Here is a 16,848-nt window from a genome sequence, read left to right as displayed (position 1 = left end):
TGTAGTGAGGACTTTAGTGGTGATGAATGAGAATTATTTAACCTGACATCTTGCAGCAATATCAATAAGAGGATTTTTCGTGGGGTCGGGCGGGTTTATAGAACCTATTTGCAAGCTTTAAGGCTGTTGGCGAACCCGCCCCTAGGGCTAATTGAGAATGGTGCAAGATATCAGTTTAACCACACTTGCTATTAAGGATCGCGAATTAAATAACTTACAATTTTAATTGTTATTGTGGGATGGGCCTAAGAGCCCGTCCTTTTTGGACGGGATCTTAGGCCCATCCCACTTTCAAGAGTGGAAGTTATTTAATTCTCATTCCTAAGCTGTTCGGCATTTAAAAGACGATTGTAGGGTGCCCAGCGTACAGAAGTGTTTCCCGCATAAGCGCGTAAGTGTTCACTCCTGACGCACCATACAAGCCTCGTTAGTGGTTTAAATGCTCCACAGCTTAGCAGACAAAAACAGCTTTCAACATTCCTTCGTCTCGGTCTGGGTGGAGTTCAAATCCTAGTTTTTTACAGAGGCTCTGCATCTTGTAGTTGCTATTAAGAATGTAGCCAACGATCGCCTCTAATTTCTCTTCCTGACCAATTTGCAACATCCGCCTCAATAATTCTGTTCCCAAACCGCGCTGCTGATAGCTATCGCTAACGATGAGGGCAAATTCGGCTTGGTTTGTGCCGTGGAGTTTGCTCAGACGCGCTATTCCCAAAATCCGGTGTGCTGAGGTTTCCGGGTCTGGACGATCGGCTACTAACACCATTTCGCGATCGTAGTCAATAAAACAAATCCGGGTCAAACGTTCGTGAGCAATGCGGTGCTTTAACTTTACCATGTGAGCGTAGCGCAAATACACGCTCTCTTCGGAAAGTTCTTTGTGGAAGAGCACCATCAGCGGCTCATCTTCTGGGCGAATCGGACGGATGGTGATGGGACGATCGCCCTCCGTTGACCATTTTTGAACGTATTGCGTAGGATAGGGGCGAATCGCCGTTGAAATGGGGTTTTCCGTTGTTTGCAGAACAACACGGGCATCAAGAGCGATCGCACCTTCAGGAGAAACCAACAGCGGATTAATATCAATCTCGGCAATTTGAGGTTGCTCTACAATCAGTTGACTGAAACGAACTAATAACTGTTCGAGTTGTACCAGGTCAATTGCCGATCTGCCGCGCACTCCTTGCAAAGCTTTATAGATGCGAGTTTGCTCCATCATCCGCCGCGCTAAGGTGGTATTTAAAGGCGGAAGTGCGAGCGATCGATCTTGAAAGACTTCCACTAATTGTCCGCCGGAACCAAACAGCATCACCGGCCCAAATTGTGGGTCAATACTGCTACCCAAAATTAGTTCATAGCCTTCCAAATGCACCATCGCCTGCACGGTTACGCCAAGAAACGCTGCAGGATCGATCGCCCGTACCCGCTGGGCGATCGCCTCAAAGGCACTAATTACAGCCTTAGCATCGCCTAAATTTAGTTGGACGCCCCCCACATCGGTTTTGTGAGTAATCGTCTCAGAATGGAGTTTTAGCACCACTGGATAACCGAGGATCTCGGCAATTTCCACAGCTTCGGCCGCACTCGCTGCAATTTCTGTCGCTACGGTGGGAATCCCGTAAGCTGCTAGCAACTGTTTTGATTCGTACTCGGTTAATAGAGTGCGATTGTTTTGACGGGCGGCAGTCAAAATCTTCGCAGCAGTAGCACACCCGGAAGTATCGAGTTCGCAATCAGCGGGGAGAGATGGCGTTTCGTAGATAGCGCGCAGGTTGTATGTGTACCGCCACATATAGTTGAATAACCTGACGGCGGTATCGGGATAAGGGAAAGTCGGAATATTTGCCTGATTGAGAATTTGCGTTCCCGCTGACACTTCCACACCGCCCATCCAGCTTGCTAATAAGGGCTTTCCGAGTTTGCTGTAAGACTTAAGTTTTTCTGCGGTTTGGGTGGGATTTGTCATCGCTTGTGGCGTCAGGATGACCAGCAATCCGTCACTATTGGGATCGGGAGCGACAACTTCTAAAGTTTTGGCGTAAAGATCGCTACTAGCATCGCCCAAAATATCGATCGGGTTGTGATGACTCCACTGAGGTGGCAAAAACTCATCAAGTCGCTGCAGCGTCTCCGGTGCCAAATCTGCCAGGGCACCGCCGTCGCTAATTAAGGCATCAGTGGCGATCGCCCCTGGGCCTCCGGCATTGGTGACGATCGATAGGCGGTTGCCCTGCGGTCGCGGTTGCTTGGCCAGAATTTCTGCCATGTCGAACAAATCGGAAATCGTATGTACGCGCAACGCGCCACAGCGGCGGAAAGCAGCGTTAAGCACGTCATCGCTACCCGTCAAAGCTCCCGTATGGGAAGCGGCGGCTTGGGCGGCGGCGGCGGTACGTCCTACCTTGAGAATGATGATCGGTTTGTCGATCGCCACTGGGCGGGCGGCGGACAGGAACGAACGAGCATCACCCATAGATTCCATGTACAAAACGATACTGTGAGTATGGGGATCGTCCCCGAAATACTCGATCAGATCGCCCCAACCGACATCGAGCATAGAGCCGATCGATACAAAGGCGCTAAAACCGACATTTTCCCCCAAACTCCAGTCGAGAATCGAAGTACAGAGGGCGCCGCTTTGACTGATGAAAGCGACATTACCCGGACGGGCGATCGTACCTGCAAAAGTAGCATTGAGCCCAACCACAGGATTCATCACACCGAGGCAATTTGGGCCGATAATCCGCATTCCGCCCAGACGCGCTTGGGCGAGAACTTGCTGTTCTAAAGCCTCCCCAGCCGCACCAATCTCTTTAAAGCCTGCAGAAACAATAATTGCTCCTTTCACCCCAGCAGCGATACATTCGCGGATCACTTGCGGCACCCCAGCAGCCGGCGTAGCAATCACCGCCAGATCCACTACTTCCGGGACGCTAGCAATGTCAGGATAAGACTTGAGCCCCAAGACGCTGTGGCGCTGCGGATTCACTGGAAAAACTGTGCCGCCAAACGGATTCCGAATCAAGTTCCACAGGAGAGTTCGTCCAACGCTTCCTTCTCTCTCTGTTGCGCCGATTACAGCCACGGAGCGAGGCCGAAAAATCCGATCGAGCGGATGACGCTGTTCTTTCCAAATATCGTGAGCCCGATCGCTCGCAGTGCTTTGATTCATTGAATTTATCTGCATAGTACCCTACTTCAATTAATCAGCAATTAATATTGCTCTGCTTTCGATAACTATCACCGAATCAAATCCGAACTCTTTTTCTGCTTTTTTTCTGCTTTTTCTTCATCTTCTTCGGGTGTTTGCGGTTCCTGAAAAAAAAAATCTCATTGCCCGTTTCCGACACGCCCGCCCTTAAACAACATTTGGGTTGTCTAAGTGTTAGTTCGGGAACCCCTTTGGTCAGAGCTTCCTCAACAATTCACGAGGAGGTTCTGCCTACTATCTATCTTAATTCTTCCCACCAAATTAGCAAGTCAACTTTTGTAACAAATAGCGAACCGGGTATTTAAAATATTGAAATTAAATATATACTAGATATAGTGGTCGAAGCAAAAAAGATCGATCGCTAATAAAAAATTGAGGTGAAAGCAAGCTATGTTTGCAGAATGGCACGGCTTTACTGAAGGCAACTGGACAAACGAAGTCAACGTCAGAGACTTCATCCAAAAGAATTACACCCCCTACGAAGGGAATGCAGAATTTCTCACAGCACCAACCGAAAAAACCCAGCAACTTTGGCAAAAAGTTCTGGAATTAATGAAGCAAGAGCGCGAAAAAGGTGTATTGGATGTTGATACAAAAGTTCCCACATCGATCACGGCTCATGCAGCAGGATACATCGATCGCGACTTAGAACAAATAGTAGGTTTGCAAACCGATCGACCTTTGAAACGCGCGATTATGCCCTTGGGCGGGATTCGCGTTGTCAAGGCAGGTTTAGAAGCTTACGGCTATCAGCTCGATCCGCAAACAGAAGAAATATTTACGAAATATCGCAAAACTCATAACGATGGTGTATTCGATGCTTACACGCGCTCGATGCGTCTGGCGAGACGTTCGGGTATCATCACAGGTTTGCCAGATGCCTATGGACGCGGGCGGATAATTGGTGACTATCGGCGCGTTGCTTTGTACGGTGTCGATCGCCTAATTGAGGATAAAAAAACACAGCAAGAATCACTCGAACTAGACGCGATGGACGAGGGAACAATTCGCTTGCGCGAAGAGTTATCCGAGCAAATTCGGGCATTGTTTGAGTTAAAAGAAATGGCTGCTAGCTACGGCTTTGATATTAGCCGTCCGGCAGCAAATGCACGAGAAGCTGTCCAGTGGCTGTATTTTGGCTACTTGGGAGCAGTGAAAGAACAAAACGGGGCAGCGATGTCTCTCGGCCGCGTATCGACGTTTTTAGACATTTATTTCGAGCGCGATTTACAAAGTGGCGCGAGTTCCGAAGTGGAATTGCAAGAACTGATCGACCATTTTGTAATGAAACTCCGCATGGTGCGGTTTTTGCGAACTCCCGACTATAACGCTCTGTTTTCTGGCGATCCAACTTGGGTAACAGAGGCGATCGGCGGTATCAGCGATGACGGTAGAACATTGGTAACTCGTAACAGTTTCCGATTCTTGCACACCCTGTCAAACCTCGGTACTGCACCCGAACCAAATCTCACCGTTTTGTGGTCGGAAAACTTGCCGGAAAACTTCAAAGAATTCTGTGCGAAGGTATCCAGCGACACAAGTTCTATTCAGTACGAAAACGACGATTTGATGCGTCCTCAATACGGCGATGATTACGCGATCGCCTGTTGTGTTTCCGCCATGCGAATTGGCAAGCAAATGCAGTTTTTCGGCGCGCGAGTTAACTTAGCTAAGACTTTGCTCTATGCGATTAACGGCGGTAAAGATGAGAAGTCCGGCGACCAAATCGCGCCGCAGTTCCCACCGATTACTACCGAATATCTCGATTATGACGAGGTAAGAGCCAGGTTCCGCGACATGATGGCGTGGTTGGCAAAAACGTATATCAATACGTTGAATGTCATTCACTATATGCACGACAAATACTGCTACGAACGCCTGGAAATGGCACTGCACGATCGCGATGTTTACCGGACAATGGCCTGCGGAATTGCCGGATTGTCGGTGGTGGCGGACTCCCTGTCGGCGATTAAAAACGCTAAAGTTAAGGTGATTCGCAACGAGCAAGGTTTGGCAGTGGATTACTCGATCGAAGGAGAATATCCCAAATATGGCAATAATGACGATCGCGTAGACAGTATAGCCATCGAACTTGTGCAAAGCTTCATGAACGAAATTCGCCAGCACAAAACCTACCGCGGCGCTGTAGCGACTCAATCGGTACTCACAATTACCTCTAACGTAGTTTACGGCAAAAAAACTGGTAGCACTCCCGACGGACGTAAAGCCGGCGAACCCTTTGCTCCCGGTGCTAACCCGATGCACGGCCGAGATTCCTGTGGGGCGATCGCATCCTTATCTTCTGTAGCCAAACTGCCTTACAGTGATTGTCAAGATGGCATATCGAATACTTTTTCGATTCTACCGCAAGCCTTGGGCAGAATGGAGAGCGATCGGACTAACAACCTAGTTAGTCTTATAGACGGTTACTTCCACGATGGCGGCCATCACATCAATGTTAACGCCCTCGATCGGCAAACATTACTAGATGCGATGGAACATCCAGAAAACTATCCCCAGCTAACAATTCGCGTCTCCGGTTATGCGGTTAATTTCATCAAACTTACCCGCGAACAGCAATTAGATGTGATTAAACGGACTTTCCACGAACGCGTCTAAATCCCAGCAGAAAAAACTCGGCGATTGAAACCGCTCAAGAGTCAAACGAAGTCCGAGCTGAGGGGGACTCAAGAAGCGCCTACATAATTGGTTCTGCATAAGTCTTTTTTCGTCTAGTTTCGCTGTTAAACCATGAGGCCAGATCCCCCCTAACCCCCCTTAAGAAGGGGGGAACAAGAGTATTCTTGAATTCCCCAGACTATCTGGGGATTCAAGGGGAACCGTCCACTTCTCAAAGTCAACCCCTACTCCCCTTTTTAAGGGGGATTTAGGGGGATCGAGCCTCAGCAACCAAACGAACAATCCGCAAGTTTCCCGGCTTAAGTTAACACCGAGATTCCCTCATCTCAAATCCGTTAGCATCGTCCTGTATTCATCTCTCTCTTCTCTTCCTCTGCGTTCTCTGCGTACTCTGCGGTTTAATCATTCCAATGCAACCGGAATTGATATCATCCCTACTCTCAAAATCCTTACCAACAAACAGCAAATTAAATGTCTGGAATTGGTCGCATTCACTCAATCGAAACATTTGGTACAGTAGACGGCCCCGGAATCCGGTTTATCGTCTTCACCCAAGGCTGTCCGTTACGCTGTCTGTACTGTCACAATCCCGACTGTCGCAATTCCCACGATGGTAAAGAAGTAACCGTCGATTATTTAATCGAGCAAATTATAAAATGTAAATCCTACCTACGGAAAGGAGGCGTTACCGTCAGCGGCGGCGAACCATTGATGCAGCCGGATTTTGTCAAAGAAATCTTTACCCGCTGTCATCAAATGGGTTTGCATACAGCGCTGGACACATCAGGCTTCTGTGTTTTAGACGTTGCTAAACCGGTTCTGGAAATGACCGATCTGGTTTTGTTGGACATCAAATCCTACATTCCCGAACTCTATTACAAAGTCACCAATGTTTCCATCGAGCCTACTTTAGCAATGGCCAAATATCTCAGCGAAATTGGCAAACCGACGTGGATTCGCTTCGTTCTAGTTCCTCACCTCACCGATCACATCGAAAACGTAGAAAAATTAGCGGAGTTTATTGCCAATCTGAACAATGTGGAAAAAGTCGAAGTATTACCATTTCATAAAATGGGAGAATACAAATGGGAGCAATTAAAATTGGATTACGAACTCAAGGATACACCTCCAGCTTCACCGGAACTCGTGCAACAAACAGTTGATATTTTTCGCAGTCGCGGGGTCAATGCGATCGGAGCTAGCGGTATATAATAATTAAAAGGCCACGTTCACAAGTCACCCACAATCTTGAAATTATCTGCGTCGATCTGCAGGTTCCCTACCAATCAAAGATTGAGGCAATAATTTTTCCGAAATCCACATCACGAAAAATCACATGAAAGTTACCAATTTAGAAGAATTAGAAGTCCTAATTCAAAAAGTAAAAGCAGCCCAAGCTGAATTTGCCACCTACACTCAAGAACAGGTCGATCGCATATTCAAGCAAGTAGCTTTAGCCGCTAATGCCGCCCGCATTCCCTTAGCCAAAGCAGCAGTCAAAGAATCGGGAATGGGAGTCATCGAAGATAAGGCAATCAAAAATCATTTTGCCTCGGAAATGATTTACAACAAATATAAAAACGACAAGACTTGTGGTATCATCGAGTCCGATCGGCATTTTGGCTACGAACGCATTGCCGAACCAGTGGGATTGCTAGCGGGAATCGTTCCTGTAACTAACCCGACTTCCACCACCATCTTTAAGTCATTAATCGTGCTCAAGACGAGAAATGGCATTATATTTTCGCCCCATCCCCGCGCCAAATCCTGCACGGCTGCGGCGGCAAAAATCCTCCTCGATGCTGCTGTAGCAGCCGGCGCACCACCGGATATTATTGGGTGGATTGATGAGCCAACTGTGCCACTTTCCCAAGCTTTGATGCAGCACCCCGATATCAAACTAATTTTGGCAACTGGCGGGCCGGGAATGGTAAAAGCTGCCTACTCTTCAGGACATCCCTCCCTCGGTGTCGGCGCTGGAAATACTCCCGCCATCATCGATGAAACCGCCCACATCCAAATGGCTGTCAGCTCAATTTTGCTCAGCAAAACTTTCGACAACGGCACGATTTGTGCTTCGGAACAATCGGTAGTTGTTGTGGATGAGGTGTACGATGCCGTGCAACTGGAATTTATCAAGCGCGGTGCTTATTTCCTGAATGCTGAAGAACGAGAAAAAGTGCGGCGGGTAATCTTAATTGATGGTCGATTGAATGCCGAAATAGTCGGACAATCGGTGCAAAAGGTGGCGCAGATTGCGGGTTTTGTAGTGCCGTCAAACATCAGGGTTTTGATTGGAGAAGTGGATACGATAGGTAAAGAAGAACCCTTTGCTTGTGAAAAACTTTCGCCGATTCTCGCCATGTACCGCGCCAAGGACTTTACTGAAGCAGTAGACAAAGCTGAAGCGCTGATAATTTTTGGCGGACACGGACATACTTCTGTACTCTACACCGCCCCCCACAATCAGGAACACATTCGTTATTTTGAAAGCAAATTAGAGACTTCGCGGGTGCTGATTAATACGCCTTCTTCTCAAGGTGCGATCGGCGATTTGTACAATTTCCGCCTCGATCCCTCCCTTACCCTCGGTTGCGGTAGCTGGGGCGATAATTCGATTTCTGTCAACGTGACACCCCATCACCTGCTCAATATCAAAACCGTAGCAGAGCGACGCGAGAATATGCTCTGGTTCCGCATTCCTCCCAAGATTTATTTTAAGTCGGGTTGTCTTCCTGTAGCTTTGAGGGATCTTGCAGGTAAGAAACGTGCTTTGATTGTGACGGATAAACCATTGTTTGAATTGGGATTGACTAAGGAAGTCACAGAGAGTTTGGAAGAAATCGGCATCGATCACTACACATTTTACGATGTGGAACCCGATCCTTCGCTGGCTACTGTTCGCAAAGGTTTAGAAATCTGCAATAGTTTCCATCCAGATGTGATTATTGCTTTTGGTGGTGGCTCGCCGATGGATGCTGCTAAAGTAATGTGGCTGATGTATGAGCATCCAGAAATTGAGTTTGAAGGATTGGCGATGCGGTTTATGGATATCCGCAAGCGGGTATACGAACTGCCGCCTTTGGGTTCAAAGGCAATTATGGTGGCAATTCCAACTACTTCGGGAACGGGTTCGGAAGTCACGCCTTTTGCGGTTGTTACGGATGAACGATCGGGGATTAAGTATCCGCTGGCAGATTATGCTCTGACTCCGAGTATGGCGATCGTCGATCCAGAACTTACGCTGAATATGCCCCGGAAACTGACTGCTTACGGCGGCATTGATGCGCTAACCCACGCTTTAGAAGCTTATGTTTCTGTGTTGGCTTCTGAGTATACAAATGGTTTGGCTTTAGAAGCGATTCGTTTGCTGTTTAAATACCTGCCCAGCGCTTACAAAAATGGTGCCAACGATCCGAAAGCGCGGGAGAAAGTACATTATGCTGCTACGATCGCCGGCATGGCATTTGCCAACTCTTTTCTGGGGGTTTGTCACTCAGTAGCTCACCAATTAGGTGCAACTTGCCACGTCCCTCACGGTTTAGCGAATGCGCTGATGATTTCCCATGTAATTCGCTACAATGCAACGGATGTTCCGTTCAAACAAGCGATTTTTTCTCAAAACAAGTATCCTAACAGCAAGTGGCGTTATGCTCGAATTGCAGACTATCTGAATTTGGGCGGCGATACCGAAGATGAAAAAGTTGAGAAGTTGATCGCAGCGGTGGAAGCTCTGAAGCGTGAGGTAGATATTCCTAGCACGATTCAGGAGGCGATCGCCAGTCAGGGAATGAGTGATGATTTCTTCTTTGCTCGCGTTGAGGAAATGGCCGATCGAGCTTTTGACGATCAGTGTACCGGAGCGAACCCCCGCTATCCGCTGATTGAAGATTTAAAGCAACTTCTGGTGCAAGCGTATTCTGACGGCGACACTTCCGATCTCAATCGAGTGTTAACTTTAGTGTAATCGGCGCGGTGCCATAGATTTCTCCTCAAAAGCCTGTCAATGGGGGGCAGGATACCTAACTCCTACTCCCCACAGTTTCTGGAGAAATCTAACGCAGGGCCCGGTGGTGAAAATAAACCCCGAAGCGGATCAAAATACCAAGTAGGGGTTGAAAAAATATGAAATTGTGTTATAATTTTAGAGGTAACTTTTTTACGAATTTTGTAGTTTTAGTGGCTGTTCGCGCGATGACCTCTTCACCAACCATAGCACCCGTTCGATCGAGTCAAGTTACCCGCAAACCTTATCCCAACTATCGGGTAATAGTCCTCAACGACGATTTCAACACATTTCAGCACGTTGTGGAATGTTTGACGAAATACATTCCAGGGATGACGAGCGATCGAGCTTGGAAACTCGCCAACCAAATCCACCACGAAGGCCAAGCCACCGTGTGGGTTGGCCCGCAAGAGCAAGCAGAACTTTATCATATGCAATTGAGCCGTGCTGGACTGACAATGGCTCCGCTAGAGTCTACTTGAAAAGTGTCTAGAGGGCCGAAAGTTCGATGAATTTTCGGTAATTAATCTGAAATTGAACGCAGATTGGGATTTAAGAGGCGATCGTGATTTTGCCAATCATCCCCGCCTCTGTATGTCCGGCTACCGTACAGCGCAGGTTGTAGGTTCCCGATTTCATCGGCACAAACACCCATTCTGCCATAGCGCCCGGTTTAAGTTCTAGTTCGTGAATCGCTCCTTTAATTTCCACTTTCCCAGCTTCAACTTTTTGAGTCCAACTCGCATCAGCAAAGTTTTTAGCAGTAAAATAATGTTTCTGCGAACTGGGATTTTTTAGCACTAATTTATAGCGCTTGCCCGATTCAAATTCTAGCAGATTGGGAAAGAATTTGAGTTCCCCAGCTTCGTTACCTAAACTAACAGTAATTTCGGTAACAGGTTGGCGAGACAAATCACCGGCAGCACTAGCAATTGTCGCTGGCATCAAGATTGTGCTCAAACATAAAATTAGTCCCAAAATCACCTTGAAAGTTTTTTGTAACCCCTGGCTGCGGTAGAATTTGCCTAATTGCCAACCGAGTAAATTGATCATGGCTGTTCTGACTACTGTTAACTATTAACTGACTAATGACTAATGACAACTGACAACTGACAACTGACTACTGACTACTGACTACTGACTAATGACTTAATTCGATCGCCAAACTTCATCCCAAGGCCCGCCCCCAACTTCCAAACCCGATAAAGAGCTTTGAGCCTCTAAGATAATTCTAGAACGCTGCTTGCCATTTTTTTCCACATTTCCCCCCAACAACTCTCGCAGTTGCAAGCGCAATTCACCGTGCGTCGTATCCCGGCAGCAAAAAGCCATGCCTTTTTCGGTAGGAGTTCGCACATAACTACCAGGAATGTTTGTAGTGCCAATCAACTCAACTTCAAACTGACTGTTTCTAGCCTGCATTTTCCAGCTTCCCCAAGGTTCAATAGTCCAACTAACTTGCGAATTCCAAGGCACAAATTCGTAAAATTTGCCTCGGTAATGCAGACCAATCATTGCTACCGATTCCATCCACCACAGCACGCCCCGCTTGCCACCACCTGCGGTTAAAGCTAAATCATTTTCGCCTTGAAAACAATTGCAATTAATCCAAAACCACTTTTGCGGAAAAGCACCGCCCCAGTTTTTTTCGCTGTAAGCGGGAGCATCTTTAAATTCGTAGCGATCGCCATTCCAATCGATCCAGCCCGTGGCTAAACCGTGAGCCATTAAAATTTGCCATCCAGGCTCAAAAACGGGCAGTAAAGATAGCATTCCTGCGGTAGATTTCTGGATTTCTTCAGAGTTTCCCCAGCCATAGATAGGTTGAATTTCGTACTGCCAAAAACAGTGGCTGCCGCTTCCCGGATCGTGCAAATAACCTTGATTTAAAGTAGCAGTAGCTTGATAGCCTTCTTCGACGCTGCTGTCGAATACTGCCGGCTCTAAATATTGGGGTTTAATTTGTAAATCTGTTTTGCCCCAATGTCCGAAACCTAAGCTTTCTCTGTGCGCCCAAAACTTATTTACATCTGGAAAGGTGCGACACAAATAGCTATCTTTCGGACCGAGAATCTGAGCTGCACCGCCACTGTAAGGTTGACCGCCTCTGGGGTCTTCGATGGAATACATGAATGCAAAGGATTGTCCGTGAATCGGTAATGTTATTCGGTAGTACCAGCCTTCAAAAAAGCGGCGTGAACTACCGTCCCAGTGGTAGCCACTGTGGGGAGTTTCAAGAGTTTTGAGTTTTGAGAGTGAATTTGACATAGAATTACCAATAGCATGACAGGGAATTCACGGATAACTGTTTCTTCCTTCTTCCTTCTTCCTTCTTCCTTCCTTTATGTCTCTAGCACTTTGGCGATCGCCCTTAGCTCGTGCCCTCCACCGCAACCGCAGTCTTGCTTTTGCCCGTTACTTGCAACTAGCAACTGTTCGGGCTACCGGGCGTCCGGCTAACCGCACTGTGGTGTTTCGAGGCTTTTTAGCAGATACTAATCAGTTAAAGTTTATTACAGATATTCGCAGTGAAAAGGCTGAGGAGATTAATCTCTATCCTTGGGGGGAAATTTGCTGGTATTTCCCGAAAACTCGCGAACAATTTCGGATTGCTGGAAAGCTAGTTTTGGTAGGGGCAGATTATCCAGATGCCCAGTTGTGTTCATCGCGGTGCACAACTTGGCAGGAGCTTTCTGAGGCGGCTAGATCGCAGTTTGCTTGGCCTCATCCGGGGGATGACAAAGCCGAGGCTAGTGCTTTTGATTCTGCTTCCCCAGATGCGATCGAGCCGCTGCCTAATTTTTGCTTGCTGTTGTTGGAACCGGAAACGGTGGATTTGTTGGAGTTGCGGGGGGAACCGCAAAACCGATCGCTTTATCGGCGCGACGGGGAGGGAAATTGGTCTGTGCGATCGGTTAATCCTTGAAAAAGAAGTCAACCGATTTTAGATTTTAGATTTTAGATTTTAGATTGAAGAAAGCGACTCCACTGATAAATCTGGGTAGTCATTAGTCAGTGATTATTGGTTATTGGTTATTTGTTACCAATAACCTTCCAGGCCCCATTGCCAATTCCCTGTTTGGCCAATTCCCTGTTTGGCCAATTCAAATTTTAGATGCCGCTGCCGTCGAAAAATTCTTGAATTGCTTTATCTTTTAACTTGCAGCTAGGGGTTGTAACTAGCTGTGTTTTTTCGGCTACGGCTACATTGCTGGCTTGGTTTAAAGCTTCTGATACTGAGTGGAAATTGTGGGAAGTGGGATCAGAAGTTAAGGAGACAGATGGTTGAGGAACCAAACTTTTTACTTGCTGTTCGAGGGATTCGATACGATCGAGCAAAGAGCGAATTACCACAGCTTCCGAATCCGGCAAACTGCCGTGTTCTAGGGGATTGACGCGCACTCCCGATCGATAGACGATGCGGCCGGGAATCCCTACCACTGTGCAGTCAGATGGTACGTCGCGGAGTACGACGGAACCGGCGCCGATGCGGACGTTATTGCCAATTTGCAGATTGCCGAGTACCTTGGCGCCGGCACCGACAACTACGTTTTCGCCGACTGTAGGGTGACGCTTGCCGCTTTGTTTGCCAGTACCGCCTAGGGTGACACCTTGGTAAATTAGGGCAAAATCGCCGATAATCGCTGTTTCGCCGATCACAACCCCCATACCGTGGTCGATGAATACGCTTTTGCCGATGGTTGCCCCTGGGTGGATTTCAATTCCGGTCAAAAAGCGAGCTATGTGGGAAATCAAGCGGGGGATGAAGGGAAGTCCCAACACGTAAAGCCAGTGTGCGAGGCGGTGCAGCACTAGGGCTTGAAGACCGGGGTAGCAAAACAAAACTTCCAGCCAGTTGCGAGCTGCAGGGTCGCGATCGAAAATTATACTGAAGTCAGCTCTAAGAGTCTTTAGCACTTTCGGAGTTACCTATTTTGGTTAAACACGCCACTTTCGATTTTACATTTTACTGGATGGGGAAGTGAGCGGTCGATCGGGAGATTGGGGGATATGACGGAGTGGAACCGTGGGAGAGTGGGAGATTGGGGGAGAATTTGATGATATTTTATTGTCTCCATCCAACAGCGCCGCTGCGTTCTATTCCTGTACTGAGATTGTATAGTTAGACTTGACTCCGGGTTCGACAGTACCTACCCAAATCCTGTAAGAGCCTGCTTGCCAGTCAGAATCAAGTATGCCAGCATCTTTATTCTGACCTATATCGTCTCCGCAGCGCACCGCATTACCGGGGCCTTGTACGAGTAAGGTTGTGTCCTTGCCTCCGCTGTTGATTTGGAGTGTGAGTTTTGAAAAGTTTTGCTGCAAGACTATGATGTGGTCGGGAGTTGGGGTGGCAAAACCCAAACATTTGTTTTTGTGGCGATCGGCGTTGGCTATGGCAGATAGAGAGTAGGATCCGCCTGTGGAACCTCTCAAAACTGCTGTTGGGGCTGCAAAACCTCGCGATAAACTTAAAGTGCCGAAATTGGCTGTTTCTGCTAAAACTGGTAGGGCGACGATCGCCGCGATCGCACCCAAGAGCGCACCGTTTTTGAAATTGGCTCCCTGATTAAACAACATGGCCATACTCCTGGCGTCACAACTTAAAATCACAACTCAGAATTTACCCATCGCAGCCCCTGGAATACAAACTATGGAGGAAGAATAATTTTTTTTAAATTAGTTCAACACCTCCTGGCTTATCTTCCTTATGTCTATCAGGACAATCCCTCTACGATCGCGCTCGCTTGTGCCACTCGGATTTCTGCCACAGGCGATCGACTCATATCCGAAATTGTACGGTGTCAAGATGATAAATTTGATACTTTTAGCCTTGCTGTTGGCCCTCGGTTCCCTATTGACACAGGTCTTGGTATTGTTACCTATAGGTCTATCTGGCTGGCTCCACCTGCCTAATTGGCTGAGCCTGACCTTGATTTTTCTGGCTATTTCTTGGTGCTTGGGGGATTAGTAAGCAGTCATGAGTTAATTAGTGATTAGTCAATAGCTAACGCTCAATCATTCCGCTTCCCCCAAGGGTCAAGGCCCGATCGCCCCGGTCTGATGATGTATACTTCACAATTGACAATTCAAGAATCTAAAATCTAGGATTTGACATCTACCTATAGAATGATGCAACGACAAGTTTATTCGATCTCAGCATTTCACTCTCCTGACAAAAGCCTGGGGGAAACTCCTAAAAAACAGGATCGTCCGATACACCGGGCGATCGTGTTAATGCTGGTGGCAACAGGTTTGCTGGGCCTGCACGCTAGTCGGCTGGTGGAATTGCAACTGATACAAGGGAAGCAACACCGGGAACGAGCCGAAAACAATCGCGTTCGCCTAGTGCCGATGCCGGCGAATCGCGGACACATTATCGATCGCAAAGGCAAGTTGCTAGCTGCAAACAATTTAGCTCGATCGGTATATTTGTGGCCGAAAGAACAAACGCCGGAACAGTGGAAAGTGACAGCAGAAAAGTTGAGTCCGCTGGTTAAAATTCCAGCAAAAGAAATTTTAAAAAAAATAAAAGAGGTCGATCCTCAATCCTATAGACCGGTGCGGCTCAAGCAAGCAATGCCGCCAGAGGTGTTCGTGCCACTAGCAGAAGAGGTGGGACAAATGCGGGGAGTGGAAGTGCGGCCAGAAGCGAACCGCTACTATCCCGAAGGCAGTTTGGCATCTCACGCGATCGGATATATCGGCGAAGCTACCGCAGCCGACTTGGAAGCTCATCCTGAATATCCGATGGGGATGATTGTCGGTCAAATGGGCATAGAAGCGAGCTCTAACGAGAAGATTGCGGGAGTGTGGGGCGATCGGCTGATCGAAGTAAATGCCCAAAATGAAGAATTGCGGCTGATGGGAGAGACACCGCCCAAACCCGGTGAGGCGGTGCAGCTAACCATAGACTTGTCCATGCAAAAAGCAGCCGAAAAAGCCCTGGGGAACCGCCGGGGAGCAGTAGTGGCGCTGGATGTCAACACCGGGGCGGTATTAGTTATGGCCAGCCACCCGACTTTTGACCCCAATCTGTTTACGCGAAAAATCACTAAGGATGAGTGGAAAACTCTTCAAGATCCGGAAAATCCATTTTTGAATCGGGCCACGCAGGGCTATCCCCCCGGTAGCACCTTTAAAATTGTGACTTCCGTCGCGGCCCTGGAGTCGGGCAAATTTTCGCCGGACTCAATTCTCGGTACTTCGTCTTACATTACTGTGGGGGGAATTGATTTTAACGAACACAGTGGCGGTTTCGGCGACATCGGCTTTCGGGATGCTTTGGCTTTCAGCAGCAATACGTTTTTTTATCAATTGGGGATTAGTACCGGGCCGGAGCAAATTTCTAAGTGGGGACAGCGCTTGGGAATTGGCAAGGAGACGGATTTGAATCTTTTGGGGCTAGGCGGTGGCGATTACGGTCAAATCCCGACGCCGGAGGAGAAGGAGAAACTTTATAAAGAACCTTGGTATGCGGGTGATACGGTAACGATGTCGATCGGGCAGGGGTTGGTGTTGATGACTCCTTTGGAGGGGGCGGTAATGGTGAGTTCGATCGCTAATGGGGGTTATCGCGTGAAGCCTCATCTTTTGACTTCTATGACCGGCACAGCGGAGACTCAACGGGTACATACGGGGATGAAACCTTCAACAGTTCAGGTGATTAAGGAAGGACTGATCGCGGTAGTTGCCGAGGGTACTGGACAGGGATTGAATGACGGTTCGATTCCGCTGACGGCGGGCAAAACAGGGACTTCGGAGGTCATCGGACAGGAGGATCACTCTTTGTATGTCGCCTTCGGGCCCGCCCAGAAACCGGAAATTGCGATCGCCGTGGTTGTGGAAAATGGCGGTTATGGTTCTGTTGCCGCCGCCCCGATCGCCAAAGAGGTATTTCAAGCTTATTTTGGGCCACAGAAAAATGTGAAGCAGCCAGTAGTTATTAGTCCTTAGTCCTTAGTCCTTAGTCAGTAGTCATTAGTCATTA

At 48.0% G+C, this 16,848-nt stretch carries 11 protein-coding genes; 6 read left to right on the top strand and 5 right to left on the bottom strand.

The features are described from left to right. Positions 1-451: 451 nt before the first annotated feature. Positions 452-3,172 carry a bifunctional acetate--CoA ligase family protein/GNAT family N-acetyltransferase gene (locus tag QT984_RS02585; RefSeq protein WP_333052437.1) on the bottom strand — a complete coding sequence of 907 codons (2,721 nt, stop codon included), beginning with the start codon at positions 3,170-3,172 and terminating at the stop codon, positions 452-454. Positions 3,173-3,601: 429 nt separating this feature from the next. Between QT984_RS02585 and pflB the strand changes: the two genes are divergently transcribed. The 4 genes from pflB to clpS all read left to right on the top strand — a co-directional run bounded on the left by pflB (position 3,602) and on the right by clpS (position 10,339). Further along, positions 3,602-5,830 (top strand): formate C-acetyltransferase, encoded by a 2,229-nt coding sequence (gene pflB, locus QT984_RS02580; RefSeq protein ID WP_333208423.1) that lies wholly within the window; start codon positions 3,602-3,604, stop codon positions 5,828-5,830. A 492-nt stretch (positions 5,831-6,322) separates the two neighbouring features. Continuing rightward, the gene (gene pflA / locus QT984_RS02575; protein ID WP_333052442.1) at positions 6,323-7,063 is read left to right on the top strand and encodes a pyruvate formate-lyase-activating protein; all 741 of its coding nucleotides are present in this window, start codon (positions 6,323-6,325) and stop codon (positions 7,061-7,063) included. A gap of 124 nt (positions 7,064-7,187) precedes the next feature. Then, the gene (gene adhE / locus QT984_RS02570; RefSeq protein WP_333052445.1) at positions 7,188-9,818 is read left to right on the top strand and encodes a bifunctional acetaldehyde-CoA/alcohol dehydrogenase; all 2,631 of its coding nucleotides are present in this window, start codon (positions 7,188-7,190) and stop codon (positions 9,816-9,818) included. A 227-nt stretch (positions 9,819-10,045) separates the two neighbouring features. Then, positions 10,046-10,339 carry an ATP-dependent Clp protease adapter ClpS gene (clpS, locus tag QT984_RS02565; RefSeq protein WP_172185659.1) on the top strand — a complete coding sequence of 98 codons (294 nt, stop codon included), beginning with the start codon at positions 10,046-10,048 and terminating at the stop codon, positions 10,337-10,339. 70 nt (positions 10,340-10,409) lie between these two features. Here clpS and QT984_RS02560 read toward each other — a convergent pair whose 3' ends face one another. Next, a complete protein-coding gene (locus QT984_RS02560) occupies positions 10,410-10,910 on the bottom strand; it encodes a plastocyanin/azurin family copper-binding protein (RefSeq protein WP_333052448.1) in 501 nt (166 codons plus the stop codon). 96 nt (positions 10,911-11,006) lie between these two features. Further along, positions 11,007-12,125 (bottom strand): tocopherol cyclase family protein, encoded by a 1,119-nt coding sequence (locus QT984_RS02555; protein ID WP_333052451.1) that lies wholly within the window; start codon positions 12,123-12,125, stop codon positions 11,007-11,009. Positions 12,126-12,201: 76 nt separating this feature from the next. On the opposite strand from QT984_RS02555, the gene QT984_RS02550 reads away from it, so the two are divergent. Next, a complete protein-coding gene (locus tag QT984_RS02550) occupies positions 12,202-12,783 on the top strand; it encodes an Npun_F5749 family FMN-dependent PPOX-type flavoprotein (protein ID WP_333052453.1) in 582 nt (193 codons plus the stop codon). A gap of 185 nt (positions 12,784-12,968) precedes the next feature. On the opposite strand, the gene cysE is transcribed toward QT984_RS02550, so the two are convergent. Together cysE and QT984_RS02540 are read right to left on the bottom strand one after the other, a co-directional pair. Beyond that, positions 12,969-13,775, bottom strand: a complete 807-nt coding sequence (cysE, locus tag QT984_RS02545) for a serine O-acetyltransferase (RefSeq protein WP_333052456.1) — start codon at positions 13,773-13,775, stop codon at positions 12,969-12,971. A 180-nt stretch (positions 13,776-13,955) separates the two neighbouring features. Continuing rightward, complete coding sequence (locus tag QT984_RS02540; protein ID WP_333052459.1) at positions 13,956-14,438, bottom strand: hypothetical protein; 483 nt, start codon at positions 14,436-14,438, stop codon at positions 13,956-13,958. Positions 14,439-14,987: 549 nt separating this feature from the next. On the opposite strand from QT984_RS02540, the gene mrdA reads away from it, so the two are divergent. Beyond that, complete coding sequence (mrdA, locus tag QT984_RS02535) at positions 14,988-16,814, top strand: penicillin-binding protein 2 (protein WP_333314359.1); 1,827 nt, start codon at positions 14,988-14,990, stop codon at positions 16,812-16,814. Positions 16,815-16,848: the final 34 nt, after the last annotated feature.

It is taken from the genome of Microcoleus sp. Z1_B2 (genome assembly GCF_036700325.1).
Classification (GTDB): Bacteria; Cyanobacteriota; Cyanobacteriia; order Cyanobacteriales; family Microcoleaceae; genus Microcoleus.
This window is presented reverse-complemented; position numbering and strand designations above follow the sequence as displayed.

Coding starts and splice junctions, on each gene's coding strand:
- QT984_RS02585 (WP_333052437.1), bottom strand. CDS start 3,172: ATGAATCAAAGCACTGCGAGCGATCGGGCTCACGATATTTGGAAAGAA.
- pflB (WP_333208423.1), top strand. CDS start 3,602: ATGTTTGCAGAATGGCACGGCTTTACTGAAGGCAACTGGACAAACGAA.
- pflA (WP_333052442.1), top strand. CDS start 6,323: ATGTCTGGAATTGGTCGCATTCACTCAATCGAAACATTTGGTACAGTA.
- adhE (WP_333052445.1), top strand. CDS start 7,188: ATGAAAGTTACCAATTTAGAAGAATTAGAAGTCCTAATTCAAAAAGTA.
- clpS (WP_172185659.1), top strand. CDS start 10,046: ATGACCTCTTCACCAACCATAGCACCCGTTCGATCGAGTCAAGTTACC.
- QT984_RS02560 (WP_333052448.1), bottom strand. CDS start 10,910: ATGATCAATTTACTCGGTTGGCAATTAGGCAAATTCTACCGCAGCCAG.
- QT984_RS02555 (WP_333052451.1), bottom strand. CDS start 12,125: ATGTCAAATTCACTCTCAAAACTCAAAACTCTTGAAACTCCCCACAGT.
- QT984_RS02550 (WP_333052453.1), top strand. CDS start 12,202: ATGTCTCTAGCACTTTGGCGATCGCCCTTAGCTCGTGCCCTCCACCGC.
- QT984_RS02540 (WP_333052459.1), bottom strand. CDS start 14,438: ATGTTGTTTAATCAGGGAGCCAATTTCAAAAACGGTGCGCTCTTGGGT.
- mrdA (WP_333314359.1), top strand. CDS start 14,988: ATGATGCAACGACAAGTTTATTCGATCTCAGCATTTCACTCTCCTGAC.